Genomic DNA, 19,267 nt, shown 5'->3' on the forward strand with positions numbered 1-19,267 from the left:
ATGAAGGCGCGGTCGGAAAAGCTGAAACGCCTGGTCGCCGTCCAGCGGCATCTGGAGCGGATGGCCGAAAGCGAAGTGGCCGAGACCGCCCGGCAGCGGACCGAACTTGCCGGAACGATCGACGTCGTGGTCGACGCCATGGGGTCGGCCCATCCGATGCATCGCGTGTTTTCCGGTCACTATGCCTCCCAACTCGGACGCCTCGTGCAGAAGGACCAGATGCTGCTCGGCATCCAGCAGGTGCATGAAGCCCGCATGATGAAGGAACGCGCCAAGGGCGACCGGCTCGAGGAACACATGAAGGACGCCCGGCTGTCGGAGGACCGCGAGGCCGCCGACAATTCGATCCTCGACCTGATCGACCAGCACGTCTCGGGCGGCGCCAGCCTCCGGTAAGGTTGACGGGTGATAATGCTTCAACCGGAGAGCCAGCAAGGGTGGCTTTCCGCTTCACGAACATCGCGTTGTCCGGCAAACGAAATGCCGGCTTCGGCTTTGAGAGGATCTGACATGGCTATTTCTCCGCCCAGCGATCTGGTGATGGACGTCGTCCGCGCGGCCGATCCGGCTGAGGTCCAGGAGGCGCAGGCGCGGCTCAAGGCGAATCGCGCCGCTTTCCAGGCGACCAGCCTCGCAGAAAACGGCGATGGCTTCGCGGCGCACGTTTCTTCGGTGCTTAATTCTTCCGAAGGATCGAGCGGGCTTGGAGACATCAGCAATCGCGCCGAAGCGAAGAAGATCCCGGAGACCTATCGGAAATTCGAGGCGATGGTCCTGCAGAATTTCGTGAAATCCATGCTTCCGAGCGAAAGCGAGAACGTCTTCGGCAAGGGCACCTCCGGCGACATCTGGAAGAGCATGATGGCCGAGCAGATCGGCGATGTGCTCGCCAAGGGCGGCGGGATCGGCATCGCCGATCAGATGGTAGGCGACGGTGCGACCGATCGGGTGAACGCCTCGCTCGACGGCGACAGCCGGAACCTCGCCGCTGGCATGGTCCAGGAATATGAGCGCAAGGCGCTCTCGTCCTTCCTGCCCAACGACGAAAAGAAGAAGCAGGCCTGATGCCGTCGCCCGGACCGCGAAGCGGCCTGGCGAAATACATTCATACCAATGGAAACAAGCGGGCGAAAAGAATGCCTGGGCATCGTTCCGCCCGCGCCCTGCGATAGTGCATATGGGAGTTGATTATGGAAGCTGTGGCATCCAACGACCTGCGGATCCAAAATGTTCTCGGCCGACTGGAGATGATCATCGACAATGAGAACAGCCGTATCGGTGCGGACCCAGAATTCGACCTCAAGACCTCGAACGCCCACAAGAGCCGGTGCCTCTACGAGTTGACCATGCTTCATCGCGACGCCGGACCCGGTGAGATCTCGCCGGCCTTCGCCGCGCAGACGCGCCATCTCAGGAGCAAGCTGCAGGTCAATGCGCAGAAGGTGGCGGCGCATCTGGAAGCGGTCCGCTCCGTCGTCGACCTCCTCAAGACCGCCGCCCAGGACGCGGATGCGGACGGCATCTATACCGAAGCACAATTCCGCTACAGCGATTTCTGATGTTGAAGCTTGTTCTCACCGGGGTCTGGGTCTGCGCCGTGACGCTCGGGTCGGTTTATTTTTCGATGCAGCACGCCTCGGCGCCGGTGGTTTCGGATGCGGAGGCGGACCGGCGCGCGTCGCAGGAATATGTCCCCGGTGAGATGATAACGATCCCGTCCATCAAGGACGGCGCGGTGCAGGGTTATTTCCTTGCGAAGCTCTCCTTCTCGGCATCGCGGGAAGGTATCGCCAAGCTGCATGCGCCTCTGCGCCAGCTCGTCACCGACGAGCTCTACGACATGCTGGTGGGCTCGAAATTCATCGATGTCGCCGATACCGCTACGTTCGATCTGCCCGGGTTCAAGGTTGCGGTCAAGGATGGCCTCAACAGGAAGCTCGGGAGCGAGGTCATTTCGGAAGTTCTGGTCGAGCAGCTTGAATATCTGACCAAAGACGACGTGGAACGCGTCGCCAACAGCCAGAACCGCCCTTATCAGAAGCCTGTGCCGATCCTCGACAGGAACGGCCAGGCGGCCTCCGACCGGCTTCCGGAGAACGCGGTGCAGGCGACCAGCGCGCACTGACGCCGATAGGGCAGCGCGCCTTGCCGGCGACAGCGTCAGTCCCTGTCGCGATTGCCGTCCCGCGTATCGGCCGCGTCGATCCGGGCGGTCAGCCGGCCGATCGCAACGTGGAGGGGATAGAGGCTGGCCGCGGCAAGGCCGGTCTCTCTCCAGAGCCTGAGGCCTACCGGCAGCGATGAGGCGAGCAGCCATAGGGACTTGCAGAGGGCTTTCAATCGCCCGGAGAAGGTCGCATCGCGCTGGTGTTCCATCAGCGTCGAGATCGCACCTTTCTCGAGACTGCGGGCACGCGTCCAGGAAGCCGTCGTGTGATGCGCCGGAACCGACTCCGCCACCCAGGCCTCCGCAGCCCAGGCGAACGAGAAGCCTTTTGCCCTGCACCGGTCGAAGAAATCCGCGTCGCCGATGCCGACGATATTGAGCGCCGGATCCAGGAACGGCTGCGGCATGCCGTCGAGCACCCGTCGCGTGATCAGGACGTTGCCTGCGGAGTAGAGGACGGGTACGGGCCCGCTCCCGTGGTAGGGAGGTGCGAAGACGGGGTGCCGCTTCCACGTCTGCTCCTGAGGATGCCCCAGGACGGGAAGCTGCGGACCACCGACGATGTCCGCATCATGGGCTTCCTGCACCGCCATCAGGCCATCGAGCCATTCGGGAGCGGCTATCTCGTCATCATAGATGAGAGCCGCGAAGCCGAGGCTCGGAAAGAGTTCGAGAGCGGCTGTCAATCCGGCATTGCAGGCATGGGCATATCCGCGGCGGCGTGCCACGACGACGGCGGAATCGAAAGAATGGCCGCTTAGGAAGTCTTTGGCCGACCGCGCGCCGGCAAATCCGTCCGCGTCGTTTTCGACGACAATGGTCGCGAGGGGGACATCGGGCCTTTGTGAGACGATGGTCTTCAGCGTCTTGACGAGATGATCCGGACGCCGGAACGTCGGCACGATCACGACGAGCTCGATATCCGACGCGTCTTCCAGCTTCGTCTGAAAATGAATGAAACTGTCCTGGCCGTCCGACGTCATCGTCAAAGCCCGCGCCGATTCGATGCAATGAGTACAGCAAATCTTCCTAAACAGAGGTTGAATCCAAAACGGCCTTTCGAATGAGGATTTTACGCCCGGTCTCGGCAATGCAAAAGCCGGAATCGTGGATGCGCCACCCAGGATCCGGGGCTGTCTCTCATCGTGCAAGGAAATTGCCGCACCGAAGCGGATGGCGCTTCCATACGCGCAGGGCACTTGCAATTATGCGTTTGGAACAGCATAGGGCGCATGCAGGCAATCGCCGGATGCGGCTTGATCTAGAGTGTGCCGCGTTCGGGACTAATCGGGAGATACGCCGTGACGACTGTGATTGATGGCAAGGACGTTGCTGCTTCGGTCATCGAAACCGTGAAATCCGCCACGAGCGCACTGGAAAGGGAAACCGGCGTGCGCGCGGGTCTCGCGGTCGTCATCGTCGGGGACGATCCCGCGAGCCACACTTACGTGTCGGCGAAGAGCAGGATGGCGAAGGAATGCGGCTTCCTGTCGGTTCAGCATACGCTCCCGGAGGAGACGTCGCAGGAGGAACTCGCGGCGCTGGTCGCCGAGCTCAATGCGGATCCGTCCATCCACGGCATTCTCGTGCAGTTGCCTTTGCCGAAACACCTCCGCTCGGAACCGATCATCCAGTCGATCCTTCCGGAAAAGGACGTAGACGGACTGCATGTCGTCAATGCCGGCAAGCTGGCGACCGGCGATCTCGAAGGCGGGCTCGTCTCCTGCACGCCGGCCGGCGCCATGGTCTTCGTGCGCCGGACTTACGGCGATGATCTTTCCGGTCTCGACGCCGTCGTCATCGGCCGCTCCAACCTCTTCGGCAAGCCCATGTCCGCCCTGCTTCTTGCGGCCAACGCAACGGTCACGACGGCGCATTCGCGCACCAAGGATCTCGCGGCCGTTTGCCGCAAGGCGGACATCCTGGTGGCCGCGGTCGGGCGCCCCGAGATGGTCAAGGCGGACTGGGTGAAGCCCGGTGCCATGGTGGTCGACGTCGGCATCAACCGCGTCCCGGCGCCCGAACGCGGCGAGGGCAGGACGAAGCTCGTCGGCGATGTCGCCTTCGAGGAGTGTGCGAAGGTCGCAGGCGTAATCACGCCGGTCCCGGGAGGCGTCGGGCCGATGACGATCGCGATGCTGATGGCGAACACGATCATCGCCGCCTGCCGCATGGCCGGCCGCAAGCCTCCGAAATTCTGACTGCCGCTTGGGACTAGACAGTCCATCCCCAACCCCTTCCACCTGTGGTGAGGGGTTGGGGAGGGGGAAGCGGCTTGCGTAACGATCGCGGCTCTACCTGTCCGGTGCAGGCCCCGTCGAGGCGCGCACGATCAGTTCGGCGCGCCAAAGCTCCTGCTCGGGATAGTCTGCCTGATTGAGTATGCCGCCGATCAGCCGTTTGGCGATGCGTGCACCGGCTGCGCGAAGCGAGGAGCGCGTCGTCGTCAGTGGTATGCTGAAGTTCTCGGGCTTCAGCATCGGCAGGACGTCGTCATGGGCGATGAGCGAGATGTCGGTGCCGATAGTGAGTCCGGCCTGGTTGATCGCGCGCACCGCGCCGAGCGCCAGCACGGTACTGGAACAAAGGACGGCGGTCGGCGGGTTCGGCCGTTTGAGGAAACGCTGCATGCTCCGATAGCCATGCTCGTCGGTCATCGCAGAGTGATGGACGAGCGCATCGTCGAGGTTGAGGCCCTTTTCCGCAAGCGCGCGCACCAGCCCCTTCTTCCGGCGGATGGAGAAGGTGAGGTGTTCCGGCCCGTTGATCAGGGCGATGCGGCTGTGGCCGAGTTGGATGAGAAGCCTGGCGGCGTCGTAGAAGGCGCCGGTATTGTCCACGTCGAGGAACGGATAGTCCCGGGGACCGCCGATGGAGCGGCCATGCACCACGAAGGGAATGGAAAGAGCCTTCAGCATCTCGATGCGGGGATCGTTTGCGCGCATATAGGCGGTGAAGACAGCGTCGACATTGCCGCTCGCCGCAAGCCGGCGGAATGTCGCCTCCTCGTCTTCGGGCGCACTGGGGTTCAGCACGAAGTGGAAATCGTGCTCGACCGCTTCCTCCGCCAGCCCCGCCAGGAATTCACCGAAATGGATGTCCGAATCGATTCCCGATGCGATCGGCATGACGAGCCCGATCGAATAGGCTTTTCCGGTCGCGAGGCGCTGTGCGGCGCGGTTGGGCCTGTAACCCGTTTCGCGCACCGCCTCCAGCACCCGCGCCCGCGTTTCCGCATTGACCTCCGGATAGCCGTTCAGCGCCCGGCTGACCGTGGTCTGGGACAGACCGAGCAGTTCCGCCAATTGCTTGAGATTGACCGGCATGGCGAGAATCCCTTCCAAAGCGCTTTGAATATCTTTTTCATTTTTCTTGCTTCGGCAAGCACCTCTCATGTCCTGTATCATCGGGATCGGGTTCAAAAAAGCGAAAAACCAGCATCTTGCGCCGCAAAACGTTGCCGCAGAGCAAAAATCCCGCACAATTCCGGACGAGAAGGAAAGCTCTTGACTCTTTCTCTGCAGCGATGGAGTGTTAGCGAGCTCAAAGCGCTTTGAATGCTCCTCCTAGACGGAGCCATTAATTCGCGCTTTGACATTCGCCCGAGGCGTCCGCCCGGGCTTCTTTTTGGGGAGGACAAGAGGTGAAGAGATCGTTGCTGATCGGCGTGGCTGCATTCGCATTGCTTGCAGGGCTTGCAGGGACTGCGGGCGCCGCCGACCTGAAGTTCAAGCCGGGAGAGGATTCCAGGTTCAACTGGGCGAGCCTGGAGGAGTTCAAGAAAGGTCACGACCTCAAGGGTCAGACGCTCACGATCTTTGGCCCCTGGCGCGGCGAGGACGAGGCTCTGTTCAAGAGCGTCTATGCCTATTTCGTCGAGGCGACCGGCGTGGAGCTCAAATATTCCTCCTCGGAAAACTACGAGCAGCAGATCGTCATCGATACGCAGGCGGGAAGCCCGCCCGATGTCGCAATCCTGCCGCAGCCGGGTCTCATCGCCGATCTGGCCGCCAAGGGCCTTCTGACGCCGCTCGGCGACGAAACCAAGCAATGGCTTCTCGACAACTATGCTGCAGGCCAGTCCTGGGTCGACCTCTCCACCTATAACGGCAAGGACGGAACGCCGGCGCTTTACGCCTTCCCGTACAAGATCGACGTCAAGTCTCTGGTCTGGTACGTGCCGGAGAACTTCGAGGATGCCGGCTACGAAGTCCCGAAGACCATGGAAGAACTGAAAGCGCTGACGGAGAAGATCGCGGAAGACGGCGAAAAGCCGTGGTGCATAGGTCTCGGTTCGGGCGGCGCGACGGGCTGGCCGGCGACCGACTGGGTCGAGGACCTGATGCTGCGGACCCAGCCCGCCGAGACCTACGACAAATGGGTGAAGAACGAGATACCGTTCACGGATGCGTCGGTCACGGGTGCGTTGGAGGAGTTCGGCTGGTTCGCGCGCAATGACGCCTTCGTCGACGGCGGTGCAGCGGCGGTGGCGTCGACCGACTTCCGGGACAGCCCGAAAGGGCTCTTCAGTTCTCCGCCGAAGTGCTACCTGCACCATCAGGCCTCGTTCATTCCGTCTTTCTTCCCGGAAGGCAAGGTTGTCGGAGAGGATGCCGACTTCTTCTACATGCCGCCCTATGAAAGCAAAAAGGAGCTCGGCAATCCGGTGCTCGGCGCAGGCACCCTTGCGATGATCACCAAGGACACGCCGGCGGCACGCGCCTTCATCGAGTTCCTGAAGACCCCGATCGCGCACGAGGTCTGGATGGCGCAGACGAGCTTCCTCACGCCTTACAAGAGCGTCAATGTCGACGTCTACGGAAATCCGCCGCTGAAGAAACAGGGTGAAATCCTGCTGAACGCCACGACGTTCCGCTTCGACGGCTCCGACCTGATGCCCGGCAAGATCGGGGCCGGCGCCTTCTGGACCGGCATGGTCGATTTCGTCGGAGGCAAGTCCTCGGCCGACGTCGCGGCCGGCGTACAGAAGGCATGGGACTCCATCAAGTAAAATCCGGTCAGCCGGACGGTGGGGGCATCGTCTGCCTGTTCCTCATTCGGCGGTCCTCCGGCTGGAGGGCCGCCTGATAACAACGGCAGCGGCCGTTATGCAAAGCGCCTGCAGACGCCCGCGAAGGCGTGAGAGGGGAGGAATGTGTCATGGAGCAGTTGATTGCTGCCATTCTGACGATGGTGGCCGGCGTTCTGGTTTGCGCAGCCTATTTCTGGAGCACGAATCTCGTTCTCGACTGGATCTTCCCATCCAAGGGCAAGTTCGGTGCCGTCGCCTCGCGCAACCTGCGTATCGCCAACAGCATTCGTCCCTGGCTGTTTCTCGCCCCGGCACTGCTGGCGCTGACGCTCTACCTCGTCTACCCCGTCGTCCAATCGGTCTGGCTGAGCCTTCATGGGCGGGGAGGCCAGAACTTCGTCGGCCTGAGCAACTATTCCTGGATGATCAATGACGGCGAATTCCGCCAGTCGATCTTCAACAATTTCCTCTGGCTTCTCGTCGTGCCGGCGCTTTCGACCTTCTTCGGCCTGATCATTGCGGCACTGACCGACCGCATCTGGTGGGGCAATATCGCCAAGACGCTGATCTTCATGCCGATGGCGATTTCCTTCGTCGGCGCAGCCGTCATCTGGAAATTCATCTATGATTACCGTGCCGCAGGCTCCGAACAGATCGGTCTCCTGAACGCCATCGTCGTCGCGCTTGGCGGCGAGCCGCAGGCCTGGATCACGCTGCCCTTCTGGAACAACTTCTTCCTGATGGTCATCCTCATCTGGATCCAGACCGGCTTTGCCATGGTCATCCTTTCGGCTGCGCTGCGCGGCATTCCGGAGGAGACGATCGAGGCGGCCGTCATCGACGGCGCCAATGGCTGGCAGATCTTCTTCAAGATCATGGTGCCGCAGATCTGGGGCACGATCGCCGTCGTGTGGACGACCATCACCATCCTGGTCCTCAAGGTTTTCGATATCGTGCTCGCGATGACGAACGGGCAATGGCAGAGCCAGGTGCTTGCCAACCTCATGTTCGACTGGATGTTCCGCGGCGGCGGCGACTTCGGCCGGGGCGCGGCAATCGCGGTGGTCATCATGATCCTGGTCGTCCCGATCATGATCTGGAACATCCGCAACGCGACCAGGGAATCCGGGGGGCACTGAAATGAATCCGTCGAGGCGTTCTCCACTCACCTGGGCCGTGCATCTTTCCGTCCTGCTTCTGGTCCTGCTCTGGACCCTGCCGACGGCCGGCCTTTTGATTTCCTCCTTGCGCGACAAGGACCAGCTCGCCGTTTCCGGCTGGTGGACGGCCCTTTCCAGTTCGTCGCGCAATGCCGTCGCCCGCGCGCCCTCGGCCGAGAACCAGGTCGAGCGCGACGGCAAGTTCGTGATTTCCGGGAACCTGCTGGAGAGCCGGGGAGAGGTTTCCGCCTTCGGATTTTCCAGCCGCGAACCCACCAAATTCAAACCCGGCGAAACGGCCGAGCTCAACGACGGCGAAAAGCTGACGGTGCAGGCAGACGGCAGTTTCGAGATCGTTTCGGATCAGCGGATGGAGGGCTCGCGCGGCCAGCGGATCTTCTTTACGGCCACCACGCCACCGCGCTTCACGCTCGACAATTATGCCGAGGTCCTGAGTGCTGCGGGCATCGGCAGATCCTTCCTGAATTCGCTGACCGTCGCCGTACCGTCAACCGTCATTCCCATTCTGATCGCGGCCTTCGCCGCCTACGCGCTCGCCTGGATGCCCTTTCCCGGCCGCGCGATCCTGCTCGCCGTCGTCGTCGGTCTTCTCGTCGTGCCGCTGCAGATGTCGCTCATTCCGCTCCTGCAGCTTTATAACGGCGTCGGCGCCTTCTTCGGCGTGTCCGCCAAGACCTATATGGGCATCTGGCTCGCCCATACCGGCTTCGGCCTGCCGCTCGCCATCTATCTCCTGCGCAACTACATGGCCGGCCTGCCGCGCGAGATCATGGAATCGGCGCGCGTCGACGGCGCCAGCGATTTCGATATCTTCGTCAAGATCATTCTGCCCCTGTCGTTTCCGGCGCTCGCCTCCTTTGCCATCTTCCAGTTTCTCTGGACCTGGAACGACCTTCTCGTCGCCATCGTCTTCCTCGGCGCGGGGGACGACAAGCTGGTGCTGACCGGGCGTCTGGTCAATCTCCTCGGTTCGCGCGGCGGCAATTGGGAAATTCTCACCGCCTCCGCCTTCATCACTATCGTCGTTCCGCTGATCGTCTTCTTCGCCCTGCAACGCTACCTGGTGCGCGGCCTGCTGGCTGGGTCGGTCAAGGGCGGCTGATCGACTTCAGACAAGGAATCCTGAACAGCATGACAATGAACGAAACGACGAGCTCAATCCTCGAGCCCGACAGGGATTGGTGGCGCGGCGCGGTGATCTATCAGATCTATCCGCGCTCCTTTCAGGACACCAATGGCGACGGCATCGGCGATCTGCAGGGGATCACCGCCCGTCTGCCCCACATTGCGGGGCTCGGCGCGGACGCGATCTGGGTTTCGCCCTTCTTCACGTCGCCGATGCGGGACTTCGGTTACGACGTCTCGAACTATGTCGATGTCGATCCTATCTTCGGGGCGCTCGAAGACTTCGATGCGCTGATCGCCGAGGCCCACCGGCTCGGCCTCCGGGTGATGATCGACCTCGTGCTGTCGCATACCTCCGACCAGCATCCCTGGTTCGTCGAAAGCCGCTCCAGCCGCAGCAATGCGAAAGCGGACTGGTATGTCTGGGCGGATTCGAAGCCGGACGGCACACCGCCCAACAATTGGCTGTCGATTTTCGGCGGTTCCGCCTGGCAGTGGGATCCGACCCGCCTGCAATATTATCTGCACAACTTTCTCACCTCGCAGCCCGACCTCAATCTGCATAACGCCGAGGTTCAGGAGGCCCTGCTTGCAGTCGAGCGCTTCTGGCTGGAGCGCGGCGTCGACGGTTTCCGGCTCGACACCATCAACTTCTATTTCCATGACCGCGAACTGCGCGACAACCCCGCGCTCGTTCCGGAGCGCCGGAACGCCTCGACTGCGCCGGCGGTCAATCCCTATAACTATCAGGAGCATATCTACGACAAGAACCGGCCGGAGAACCTGGAGTTCCTGAAGCGCTTCCGTGCGGTGATGGACGAGTTCCCGGCGATCGCCGCCGTCGGCGAGGTCGGCGACAGCCAGCGCGGCCTCGAAATCGCAGGCGAATACACCTCGGGCGGCGACAAGGTGCACATGTGCTACGCCTTCGAGTTTTTGGCGCCCGATCGGCTGACGCCGCAGCGCGTGGCCGAGGTTCTGCGCGACTTCCAGAGGGCCGCCCCCGAAGGCTGGGCCTGCTGGGCCTTCTCGAACCATGATGTGGTCCGCCACGTCAGCCGCTGGGCCGATGGCGGTACCGATCATCACGCGCATGCGAAGTTGCTCGCCAGCCTGTTGATGTCGCTGCGCGGTACCGTCTGCATCTATCAGGGCGAGGAACTTGCGCTCGCCGAGGCGGAGCTCGCCTATGAGGATCTCCGGGATCCCTATGGCATTCAGTTCTGGCCCGACTTCAAGGGCCGGGACGGCTGCCGCACGCCGATGGTATGGGAGAGCCTGCCCGATGGCGGCTTCAGCAGCGCGAGGCCGTGGCTGCCGATTTCCGAGAGCCACATTCCGCGGGCGGTTGCCGTGCAGGAGGGCGACCCGGCCTCGGTGCTGCATCACTACCGCCGCTTTCTCGCCTTCAGAAAGGCGCATCCGGCCTTGGCCAAGGGCGAGATCGAATTCGTCGAGACCAGGGGCTCCTTGCTCGGCTTCCTGCGCAGCCATGGCAATGAGAGAATCTTTTGCCTGTTCAACATGAGCGACGAAGCTGCGACGAAGGAACTGCCGATGAAGCGGCTGGAGCCGCTCGAGGGCCACGGCTTCGTCACGGGGATACTGGATCACGAGGTCAAGCTGCCGGCCTGGGGCGCGTTTTTCGCGCGCCTGGCCTGAGAACCGAGGGAGGGTGCCATGACAGGCCTGCTGCTGAAAGATATCCGCAAGTCCTACGGGGCCGTCGACGTAATTCACGGCATCGATCTCGACATCAAGGAAGGCGAGTTCGTCGTCTTCGTCGGACCGTCCGGATGCGGGAAGTCCACGCTTCTGCGCATGATCGCCGGGCTCGAGGAAATAACCGGCGGCGACATGTTCATCGACGGCGAGCGGGTCAACGACGTGCCGCCTTCCAAGCGCGGCATCGCCATGGTGTTCCAGTCCTATGCGCTCTATCCGCATATGACCGTTTACGACAACATGGCCTTCGGCATGCGGATCGCCAGGGAATCGAAGGAGGAGATCGACCGCCGTGTGCGTGGAGCCGCGGACATGCTTCAGCTCACCCCATATCTCGACCGGCTTCCGAAGGCGCTTTCCGGCGGCCAGCGGCAGCGCGTGGCGATCGGCCGGGCGATCTGCCGCAATCCCAAGGTCTTCCTTTTCGACGAGCCGCTCTCAAACCTCGACGCCGCGCTGCGGGTGGCGACCCGCATCGAGATCGCCAAGCTCAGCGAGCGGCTATCGGACACCACCATGATCTACGTCACCCATGACCAGGTGGAGGCGATGACGCTGGCCGACCGGATCGTGGTTCTCTCCGCCGGTCACATCGAGCAGGTCGGGGCGCCCCTCGAACTCTACGAGCGGCCGGCAAATCTCTTCGTTGCGCGCTTCATCGGCTCCCCGGCCATGAACGTCATCCCGGCGACGATCACCGGGACCGGCCAACAGACCGCCGTCACGCTCGCGGGCGGAAAATCGGTGACGCTCGACATTCCGACGAATGCCTCCGAAAACGGCAAGACGGCAAGCTTCGGCGTGCGCCCGGAAGACCTGCAGGTGACCGAGACCGACGATTTCCTTTTCGAGGGCACGGTCTCGATCGTCGAGGCGCTGGGCGAGGTGACCTTGCTTTACATCGAAGGACTGGTCGAAAACGAGCCGATCATCGCCAAGATGCCGGGGATCGCCCGCGTCGGCCGCGGCGACAAGGTGCGGTTCACGGCCGACAAGGCGAAGCTGCATCTCTTCGACACAAAGGGACAGAGTTATCGGGCGTAGTTCGGCTGCAGGGCCGGGGGCATTTTCGGCCTGCAGCCCTGAACCCTCTGTTAAATTTCATGGGTTAGCGTCGTCGCAGTGAAATGCGAAAAGGCGAGTTCGATGAGCAGTGCAGCCCCCGTGATCAACCGGCACTTTCTCAACAAGGAAGAGTCATTCATGTACGATCGGGAGGCGAATTTCCCGATGGAGGACACGCGGAACGAGGCGCGGATCGAATTCACCGAAAAGGGTATGCAGAATCTCTCGTCGCGCCGCTGCGAGATCATCAAGCTCTCCAGGAGCAGCGCCCTGATCGGCATTCTGACCCAGTTCCAGCTGCCGCAGAATTTCTATCTCGACATACCGAGCGCCCGCATCCCCCTGATCGGCTGCCTCCTGAGGCGGGTGCATGCCAACAACATCATCGAGGCGCGGTTCCTGCGGCTCCTGAGCGAGCGGGACCTCAACCGGATCTTCGTCTACAGCACCCATCCGAACCACCGGAACCGCACGCTCGACATCTATCGCTGAGAATGACGCGGCCCTCCGGTCGCAAGGGACCGGGGGAACCGCTGCGCGGATGGTCTCGGCAGGTTACTCGGCTGCAAAAACCACTCGCGTCGCGCAAACATCAGGCCAACTGCGTAGATCGCGAATGCAAGGAGCGCTGTCGCCGGCGCAGACAGTTCAGAGTAGCCACCGCCCCCGGCGCGTTTCATTGCGTCACAGATTGACCATCCCGTCGCATATTCGCAAGCGAATGTTGTAGGAGCCGTACATCCCGGTCCCTCATTCCTGTGCTTGTCACAGGAATCCAGCCAGACCAAGTCCTTGGGCTGAAAGAACGCTTCCCGCGCCGCAGACGCGGCGCTGCTGGATCCCTGTGACGAGCACAGGGATGAGGGTCGAGAGGGTGCGGTCCCTCGGCGCGTTTCATAAGCCGTGAAGATAGCGAGGCGCGGAAGGTCGCGAGTCACGCCGGTGTATGTCCCGCTTCGCTTCGATGTAGTGGCCGCACATCCCCGGTCCCTCATTCCTGTGCTTGTCACAGGAATCCAGCCAGACCAAGTCCTTGGGCTGAAAGAACGCTTCCCGCGCCGCAGACGCGGCGCTGCTGGATCCCTGTGACGAGTGTTTAGCCCGGGGAGATAGCTGACACCTGTTCGGATAGATCACTGACGGATTGCTTGGTTGTCAAGTCGATGGCTGCGATGCGGAGGGCAGCGAAGAAGATGCCGTATCGCCCGTCCGTGTCGAGCGGGCGAATGGCGATGCGTTCGCCGCAGAAGGCCTTTGGGACTTTCCACTTGCGGCCTTTGAAGCTGACATAGGCCTTGGTGCTGGGGACGGTGCGGACGACCTCGCCTTCATCGTAGATCACCTCTGGGAGGTGCTCGGGCATGGGGCGCGAACTGGGACGATAGCGACGGGCCGGCACGTCGAGATCGAGCGCGGCATGGGGCCGCTCGAAATTATAGAGTTCGCGCCAGGCATCGAAGGCGCGCTGGACGGCAGCCAGATCGGAAAATCGGGCGAAATCGAATATTTCGGCCTTGAGCGTGCGATGGAAGCGCTCATTCTTGCCGCGGCTCTGCGGATGATAGGGCCGGCTATGCAGGAGGCCGACGCCGAGCTTCAACAGCCACACGCCAAGTCTTGTCCAACGCTCGCCCGAGGCCTCGCCCCAGGGCGCGCCATTATCGACGAAAAGGGCGTCCGGCAGGCCGTAGCGCCGGAATGTCCGCTCCAGATGGCCGCGCACGGTCACTCCCTGCTGGTTGGCGCAGGCCGCCAGGCAAGGCACGAAGCGGGAATGGTCGTCCACCATCGTCAGCGGATGGCAGGGCGTGCCATCGCCGAGCCGAACCCAGCCCTTGAAATCCATCTGCCAGAGCTGGTTCGGCGCCTCCTTCTCGAAACGCTGGGTCGCCGGCGCGCCACCGACCGGCGGCATGATCCGCTCATGGCGCTTCAGGATAGCATGAACCGTCGAAGGCGCCGGCGCATGCTGCCCCCGGTCTTTCAGAACGCTCGCGATCTTGCGTGCGCCCCACGCCGGATGCGCATCGCGCACCGCAAGCACCTCTGTCTCCACCGCCGCGCTCGACTGCAACGGGCTCACATGCGGGCGGCGCGAGCGATCAGCCAGCTCCCGGTCACCTGCCTGCCACCGCGCCAGCCATTTATAGCCCACATCGGCACTGATCCCGAACCGCCGGCACAGCTCCCGGCGGTTCGCACCCTCCGCAAGCGCCAGCCGCACAAATTCCTGCCTCTCTCCCATAACCGACACCTCTTTCCACGGCATGGACAACCTCCTCGCGAAGCCGATCCATGCCAGTATGAACGTGTCAGCCATCTCCCCGAACACCTGTCAGTCATGTGTCCGGGCTATACAACGAGCACAGGGATGAGGGTCGAGAGAATGCGGCCCCTCGCCGCGCTTCATAAACCGTGAAGATAGCGAGGCGCGGAAGGTCGCGAGTCACGCCGGTGTATGTCCCGCTTCGCTTCGATGTAGCAACCGCTCATCCCGGTCCCTCATTCCTGTGCTTGTCACAGGAATCCAGCCAGACCAAGTCCTTGGGCTGGAAAGGCTCTTCCGCGCCGCAGACGCGGCGCTGCTGGATCCCTGTGACGAGCACAGGGATGAGGGGAGGAGACGTCGCAGTCCTCCAAAACGTTTCCTACAGCGCCGCGCGTCTTATGAGACGCGCATCGCCATACGAGCCGACAAAACCAACCAGAGCTTCAACGCCATTATCGATCTCGCAGAAGCCGTCATAAACTCGAAATAAATCGCAACGGGCCCTAATGAAACAGCACGCTTCCGCCGCGGTCGGCCGCGCCGGCGATCTGCCTGAACGGAGCGAAGAGCTCGCGGCCCATTCCGAATTCGTTGTCGGAGAGGTCGATATGCGCCGGCACGCGCGTTTTCAGCGCGATGTCCTCGACGAGCACCTCGACCTTGCCGTTGATCGCGTCGATGCGGACGATGTCGCCCTCCTGGATGCGTGCGATCGGGCCGCCTTCCTTCGCTTCCGGGGTCACATGGATCGCTGCCGGAACCTTCCCGGAGGCGCCTGACATGCGCCCGTCTGTAAGGATCGCGACTTTCTGGCCCCGATCCTGCAGGATGCCGAGCACCGTCGTCAGCTTATGCAGTTCCGGCATGCCGTTGGCTTTCGGCCCCTGGAAGCGCACGACGGCTACGAAATCGCCTTCGAGCCTTCCCGCCTTGAAGGCGGCGTTCAGTTCCGCCTGATCGTTGAAGATCTTGGCCGGAGCTTCGATGACGTGGCTCTCCGGCTTGACGGCGGAGATCTTGATGACCGCCTTGCCGATATTTCCGCTCAGCATCTTGAGGCCGCCGGTGTGCTGGAACGGGCGCTCGACGGTCGCGAGCACCTTCGGGTCGGCGCTCGTCTCCGGCGCAGGCTCGCGCTTGACGCTGCCGTTTTCGCCGAGCTTCACGTCGATCGCATAGGCGCTGAGCCCCTGCCCGTAGACGGTACGGACGTCGTCGTGCAGCAAGCCTTTCCTGAGGAGCTGGGCGATCAGGAAGCCCATGCCGCCTGCGGCGTGGAAATGGTTCACGTCGGCCAGCCCGTTCGGATAGACGCGCGCGAGCAGCGGCACGAGATCGGAAAGCTCCGAAATGTCCTGCCAGGTAAGCACGATCCCCGCGGCGCGGGCCATCGCGACGAGATGCATCGTGTGGTTCGTCGAGCCGCCGGTCGCATGCAGGCCGACGACGCCGTTGACGATCGACCGCTCGTCAATCATCTCGCCGGCGGGCGTGAATTCGTTGCCGAGCGCGGTGATCGCAAGCGCCCGCTTCGTTGCTTCCCTGGTCAGCGCGTCGCGAAGCGGCGTGCCGGGATTGATGAAGGAGGCGCCGGGCAGATGGAAGCCCATGATCTCCATCAGCATCTGGTTGGAGTTGGCGGTGCCGTAGAAGGTGCAGGTGCCGGGGCCGTGATAGGATTTGGACTCCGCCTCCAGGAGCTCGTCGCGGCCGACCTTGCCTTCGGCGAAGAGTTGCCGAACCCTGGCCTTCTCGTCGTTCGGCAGGCCCGTGGTCATCGGTCCGGCGGGGATGAAGACCGCGGGCAGATGGCCGAAGGTGAGCGCCGCGATCGCGAGCCCGGGCACGATCTTGTCGCAGACGCCGAGATAGACGGCCGCGTCGAACATGTTGTGCGACAGGCCGATGCCGGCCGCCATGGCGATGACATCGCGCGAGAAGAGCGACAGCTCCATGCCGGGCTGCCCTTGGGTGACGCCGTCGCACATTGCCGGAACGCCGCCGGCGACCTGAGCGACGCCGCCCGCCTCGTGCGCGGCCTCCCGGATCAGTGCCGGATAGGTTTCGAACGGCTGATGCGCCGAAAGCATGTCGTTGTAAGAGGTGATGATGCCGAGGTTGGGGACGCGGTCGCCCGCAAGCGCCACCTTCTCGGCGGGGGAACAGACCGCAAATCCGTGCGCAAGATTGCCGCAGCCGAGAACGGTCCGGTGCGGTCCGTTCGTCGCAGCGCTGCGGACGCGATCGAGGTAGGGCTCGCGGTACGGCTTCGAGCGTTCGACGATGCGGGCGGTAATGGCGGCTATGCGGGAATCGGCGGACATGGACACATCCTCTTCCGGAGTCTTACGACTCCTTTCTTCATCGATCATCGGCTTCGAGCGCCACAGCGTGCGGGGAGCGTTGCGGCGCTTTCCGGGTCGCCTCAGGGCGCCCAGTATATCTGCAGCGGCGATGTGGCCCGCCGAAGCACGGCCCGGATGGGCATCTCTGCCTCGTCGCCGGGCGCCTGGGCCTGGGCAAGCACCTCTTTCTTGCCGCTGCCTTCGATATGCAGCACCAGATAGCCGGCATCCTGCAGGCTGGAGAAGGTGAAGGTGAGGCGGGGTTCGCCGGCTCCTTCCGCTTCCATGGTGATCACGCCGCGCGGCGTCGTGGGGTCGAGCGCCTCTTCAAGGTGCGTCCCCCCGGGAAAGAACGAGGCCGTATGCCCGTCCGTTCCCATGCCGAGCACCACGACATCGAAGGGTGCGCCGAGACTTGCCGTCCTGTCGCTCGCGATCGCCGCGGCCGCTTCCGCAGTCTCGGCCGCGTGATAGAGCGGAACGAAACGCGCCTGGGCAGCCCCGTCCTTGAGCAGGTTATCGGCAACCAGGCGGTGGTTGGAGCGCTCGTTTTCCGGTGGCACGAAACGCTCGTCGACGAGGGTGACCGTCACTTTCGACCAATCGAGCTCGCGACGCGACAGCGACCGGAAAAAGGCCTTCGGGGTCGAGCCGCCCGATACCGCGAAGCTTGCCGTGCCTCTCGCAGCGATCGCGGCGGCGAGCCTTGCACCGACGTCATCCGCGAGGGCCTCGGCCAGTGCGGACGGATTTTCGAATATGTGCATGTTTGCGCTCATGATCGGCCCTAGATCGCGTCGTTCCAAGTACGGCCGTCGCGCTCGATCAGCGCGATCGATTGGCTCGGACCCCAGGTTCCGGCGGTATAGCCTTGCACCTGCTGTCCGGTTGCTTCCCAGGCCTTGAGGATCGGGTCGATCCATTGCCAGGCCGCTTCCACTTCGTCGCGGCGCACGAACAGGGTCTGGTTGTTGCGGATGACGTCCAGCAGCAGGCGTTCATAGGCGTCCGCATTGCGAACCGCAAAGGCCTCGGCGAAGCTCATGTCCAGGGGCACGTTCCTCAGCCGCATGCCGCCCGGTCCGGGATCCTTGATCATCAGCGACTGCTTGACGCCTTCATTCGGCTGCAGGCGGATCATCAGCTGGTTGGCCGAAATGCGGCCGGCGCTCTGATCGAAGATCGAGTGCGGAATCTGCTTGAAGGTGATGACGATCTCCGACATGCGGCCCGCCATGCGCTTTCCGGTACGCAGATAGAAGGGCACGCCTGCCCAGCGCCAATTGCTTATTTCGGCCTTGATCGCGACGAAGGTTTCCGTGTTGGAAACGCCTCCTTCGAGCTCTTCGAGATAACCCTTGACCGGACCTCCGGACGATGCGCCCGCGCGGTACTGGCCCCGGACCGTCACCTGCTCGACATTGGAGGCGGTGATCGGCTTCAGCGCGCGAAGCACCTTGAGCTTCTCGTCGCGCACGGCCTCCGCGTCCATCGACGTCGGCGCCTCCATGGCGACGAAACAGAGGAGCTGGAGGATGTGGTTCTGCACCATGTCGCGCAGCGCGCCCGCCTTGTCGTAGTAACCTGCGCGATTCTCGAGCCCGACGGCTTCAGAAACGGTGATCTGCACGTGGTCGATGTGGGCGGAATTCCACAATGGCTCGTACAGCGCGTTGGCAAAGCGCAGGGCCATCAGATTCTGCACCGTCTCCTTGCCGAGATAGTGGTCGATGCGGAAAATCTGCTCTTCGCGGAAGACTTTTCCGATCGTGTCGTTGAGCTCCGTCGCGGAAGCGAGGTCGCGGCCGATCGGCTTCTCGACGACGATTCGGGTGTTCCTGGTGATGAGCTTGTGATCGCGGATCTTTTCGGAAATGTCGCTGAAGATCGCCGGTCCGACGGCGAGATAGAAGGCACGGGTACGGTCCTTGCCCTCTTCCAGGAGCTTCTTCAGATCGTCCCAGCCCTGTTCGGACTTGGCGTCGACGGAGACGTAGTAGAGACGTGAGGTGAATTTCTCGACTTCCGCCTCGTTGAACTCCCCGGCCTTCAGGTGTTCTTTCAGGGCGTCGCTCGCGAACTTGCGGTATTCGTCATGGGAAAGGCTCGCGCGCGAGGCGCCGATGATCCGCGTCGGCTCCGTGAACTGGCCTTCCATCTGACGGTGGTAGAGTGCCGGCAGCAGCTTGCGCTCGGCAAGATCGCCGGTGCCCCCGAACACCACATAGTCAAACGGTTCGACGGGAATGATCTGGCTGCTCATGGGATGTCTCGATCTCGTTGAGGTCTGGGCTGGTATAATCTAATCGATTTAAAATGGCTAGGGTGCACCGCAACAAAATGGCTGGCCGCACGGCT

16 protein-coding genes and 1 pseudogene are annotated in these 19,267 nt (G+C 62.7%); 11 read left to right on the forward strand and 6 right to left on the reverse strand.

Annotation, left to right across the window (positions count from 1 at the left end):
* The 4 genes and pseudogenes from AC5J09_RS15450 to AC5J09_RS15465 all read left to right on the forward strand — a co-directional run bounded on the left by AC5J09_RS15450 (nt 1) and on the right by AC5J09_RS15465 (nt 2,125).
* Nucleotides 1-409: pseudogene (locus AC5J09_RS15450) on the forward strand (hypothetical protein).
* Nucleotides 410-510: 101 nt separating this feature from the next.
* The gene (locus AC5J09_RS15455; protein WP_018094248.1) at nt 511-1,065 is read left to right on the forward strand and encodes a rod-binding protein; all 555 of its coding nucleotides are present in this window, start codon (nt 511-513) and stop codon (nt 1,063-1,065) included.
* A 125-nt stretch (nt 1,066-1,190) separates the two neighbouring features.
* On the forward strand, nt 1,191-1,559 hold the full coding sequence (locus tag AC5J09_RS15460) for a hypothetical protein (protein ID WP_003529850.1): 369 nt from the start codon (nt 1,191-1,193) through the stop codon (nt 1,557-1,559).
* Nucleotides 1,559-2,125: a hypothetical protein gene (locus tag AC5J09_RS15465; RefSeq protein ID WP_411932657.1), complete on the forward strand. Its 567-nt coding sequence runs from the start codon at nt 1,559-1,561 to the stop codon at nt 2,123-2,125. Before AC5J09_RS15460 ends, AC5J09_RS15465 begins: the two co-directional genes overlap by 1 nt.
* A 35-nt stretch (nt 2,126-2,160) precedes the next feature.
* Here AC5J09_RS15465 and AC5J09_RS15470 read toward each other — a convergent pair whose 3' ends face one another.
* Nucleotides 2,161-3,150 carry a glycosyltransferase family 2 protein gene (locus AC5J09_RS15470; protein WP_494298911.1) on the reverse strand — a complete coding sequence of 330 codons (990 nt, stop codon included), beginning with the start codon at nt 3,148-3,150 and terminating at the stop codon, nt 2,161-2,163.
* Between the two features lie 318 nt (nt 3,151-3,468).
* Between AC5J09_RS15470 and folD the strand changes: the two genes are divergently transcribed.
* The gene (gene folD, locus AC5J09_RS15475) at nt 3,469-4,368 is read left to right on the forward strand and encodes a bifunctional methylenetetrahydrofolate dehydrogenase/methenyltetrahydrofolate cyclohydrolase FolD (RefSeq protein ID WP_275596753.1); all 900 of its coding nucleotides are present in this window, start codon (nt 3,469-3,471) and stop codon (nt 4,366-4,368) included.
* A 93-nt stretch (nt 4,369-4,461) separates the two neighbouring features.
* On the opposite strand, the gene AC5J09_RS15480 is transcribed toward folD, so the two are convergent.
* A complete protein-coding gene (locus AC5J09_RS15480) occupies nt 4,462-5,493 on the reverse strand; it encodes a substrate-binding domain-containing protein (RefSeq protein ID WP_338278224.1) in 1,032 nt (343 codons plus the stop codon).
* 317 nt (nt 5,494-5,810) lie between these two features.
* Here AC5J09_RS15480 and AC5J09_RS15485 point away from each other — a divergent pair, with 317 nt between their 5' ends.
* From AC5J09_RS15485 to AC5J09_RS15510, 6 genes are all read left to right on the forward strand, one after another.
* Nucleotides 5,811-7,178 (forward strand): ABC transporter substrate-binding protein, encoded by a 1,368-nt coding sequence (locus AC5J09_RS15485; protein WP_275602597.1) that lies wholly within the window; start codon nt 5,811-5,813, stop codon nt 7,176-7,178.
* A gap of 149 nt (nt 7,179-7,327) precedes the next feature.
* Entirely contained in the window at nt 7,328-8,338 is a 1,011-nt protein-coding gene (locus AC5J09_RS15490) for a carbohydrate ABC transporter permease (protein WP_003529835.1), read from the forward strand.
* Between the two features lies 1 nt (nt 8,339).
* Nucleotides 8,340-9,482, forward strand: a complete 1,143-nt coding sequence (locus AC5J09_RS15495) for a carbohydrate ABC transporter permease (protein ID WP_275596752.1) — start codon at nt 8,340-8,342, stop codon at nt 9,480-9,482.
* A 35-nt stretch (nt 9,483-9,517) separates the two neighbouring features.
* Entirely contained in the window at nt 9,518-11,167 is a 1,650-nt protein-coding gene (gene bglA / locus AC5J09_RS15500) for a beta-galactosidase BglA (RefSeq protein ID WP_494298912.1), read from the forward strand.
* 18 nt (nt 11,168-11,185) lie between these two features.
* Nucleotides 11,186-12,274, forward strand: a complete 1,089-nt coding sequence (locus AC5J09_RS15505; protein ID WP_494297963.1) for an ABC transporter ATP-binding protein — start codon at nt 11,186-11,188, stop codon at nt 12,272-12,274.
* A gap of 102 nt (nt 12,275-12,376) precedes the next feature.
* Nucleotides 12,377-12,787, forward strand: a complete 411-nt coding sequence (locus tag AC5J09_RS15510; RefSeq protein WP_275596750.1) for a hypothetical protein — start codon at nt 12,377-12,379, stop codon at nt 12,785-12,787.
* Between the two features lie 604 nt (nt 12,788-13,391).
* On the opposite strand, the gene AC5J09_RS15515 is transcribed toward AC5J09_RS15510, so the two are convergent.
* The 4 genes from AC5J09_RS15515 to zwf form a co-directional block, all read right to left on the reverse strand.
* The gene (locus tag AC5J09_RS15515; RefSeq protein ID WP_494297964.1) at nt 13,392-14,564 is read right to left on the reverse strand and encodes an IS481 family transposase; all 1,173 of its coding nucleotides are present in this window, start codon (nt 14,562-14,564) and stop codon (nt 13,392-13,394) included.
* 503 nt (nt 14,565-15,067) lie between these two features.
* Nucleotides 15,068-16,888 (reverse strand): phosphogluconate dehydratase, encoded by a 1,821-nt coding sequence (edd, locus tag AC5J09_RS15520; RefSeq protein ID WP_275596749.1) that lies wholly within the window; start codon nt 16,886-16,888, stop codon nt 15,068-15,070.
* 101 nt (nt 16,889-16,989) lie between these two features.
* Entirely contained in the window at nt 16,990-17,688 is a 699-nt protein-coding gene (pgl, locus tag AC5J09_RS15525) for a 6-phosphogluconolactonase (RefSeq protein WP_494297965.1), read from the reverse strand.
* An 8-nt stretch (nt 17,689-17,696) separates the two neighbouring features.
* A complete protein-coding gene (zwf, locus tag AC5J09_RS15530; RefSeq protein WP_018094259.1) occupies nt 17,697-19,172 on the reverse strand; it encodes a glucose-6-phosphate dehydrogenase in 1,476 nt (491 codons plus the stop codon).
* Nucleotides 19,173-19,267 lie beyond the last annotated feature (95 nt).

The organism is Sinorhizobium sp., from assembly GCF_059070375.1.

Coding starts and splice junctions, on each gene's coding strand:
- AC5J09_RS15455 (WP_018094248.1), top strand. CDS start 511: ATGGCTATTTCTCCGCCCAGCGATCTGGTGATGGACGTCGTCCGCGCG.
- AC5J09_RS15460 (WP_003529850.1), top strand. CDS start 1,191: ATGGAAGCTGTGGCATCCAACGACCTGCGGATCCAAAATGTTCTCGGC.
- AC5J09_RS15465 (WP_411932657.1), top strand. CDS start 1,559: ATGTTGAAGCTTGTTCTCACCGGGGTCTGGGTCTGCGCCGTGACGCTC.
- AC5J09_RS15470 (WP_494298911.1), bottom strand. CDS start 3,150: ATGACGTCGGACGGCCAGGACAGTTTCATTCATTTTCAGACGAAGCTG.
- AC5J09_RS15480 (WP_338278224.1), bottom strand. CDS start 5,493: ATGCCGGTCAATCTCAAGCAATTGGCGGAACTGCTCGGTCTGTCCCAG.
- AC5J09_RS15490 (WP_003529835.1), top strand. CDS start 7,328: ATGGAGCAGTTGATTGCTGCCATTCTGACGATGGTGGCCGGCGTTCTG.
- AC5J09_RS15495 (WP_275596752.1), top strand. CDS start 8,340: ATGAATCCGTCGAGGCGTTCTCCACTCACCTGGGCCGTGCATCTTTCC.
- bglA (WP_494298912.1), top strand. CDS start 9,518: ATGAACGAAACGACGAGCTCAATCCTCGAGCCCGACAGGGATTGGTGG.
- AC5J09_RS15505 (WP_494297963.1), top strand. CDS start 11,186: ATGACAGGCCTGCTGCTGAAAGATATCCGCAAGTCCTACGGGGCCGTC.
- AC5J09_RS15510 (WP_275596750.1), top strand. CDS start 12,377: ATGAGCAGTGCAGCCCCCGTGATCAACCGGCACTTTCTCAACAAGGAA.
- AC5J09_RS15515 (WP_494297964.1), bottom strand. CDS start 14,564: ATGCCGTGGAAAGAGGTGTCGGTTATGGGAGAGAGGCAGGAATTTGTG.
- edd (WP_275596749.1), bottom strand. CDS start 16,888: ATGTCCGCCGATTCCCGCATAGCCGCCATTACCGCCCGCATCGTCGAA.
- pgl (WP_494297965.1), bottom strand. CDS start 17,688: ATGAGCGCAAACATGCACATATTCGAAAATCCGTCCGCACTGGCCGAG.
- zwf (WP_018094259.1), bottom strand. CDS start 19,172: ATGAGCAGCCAGATCATTCCCGTCGAACCGTTTGACTATGTGGTGTTC.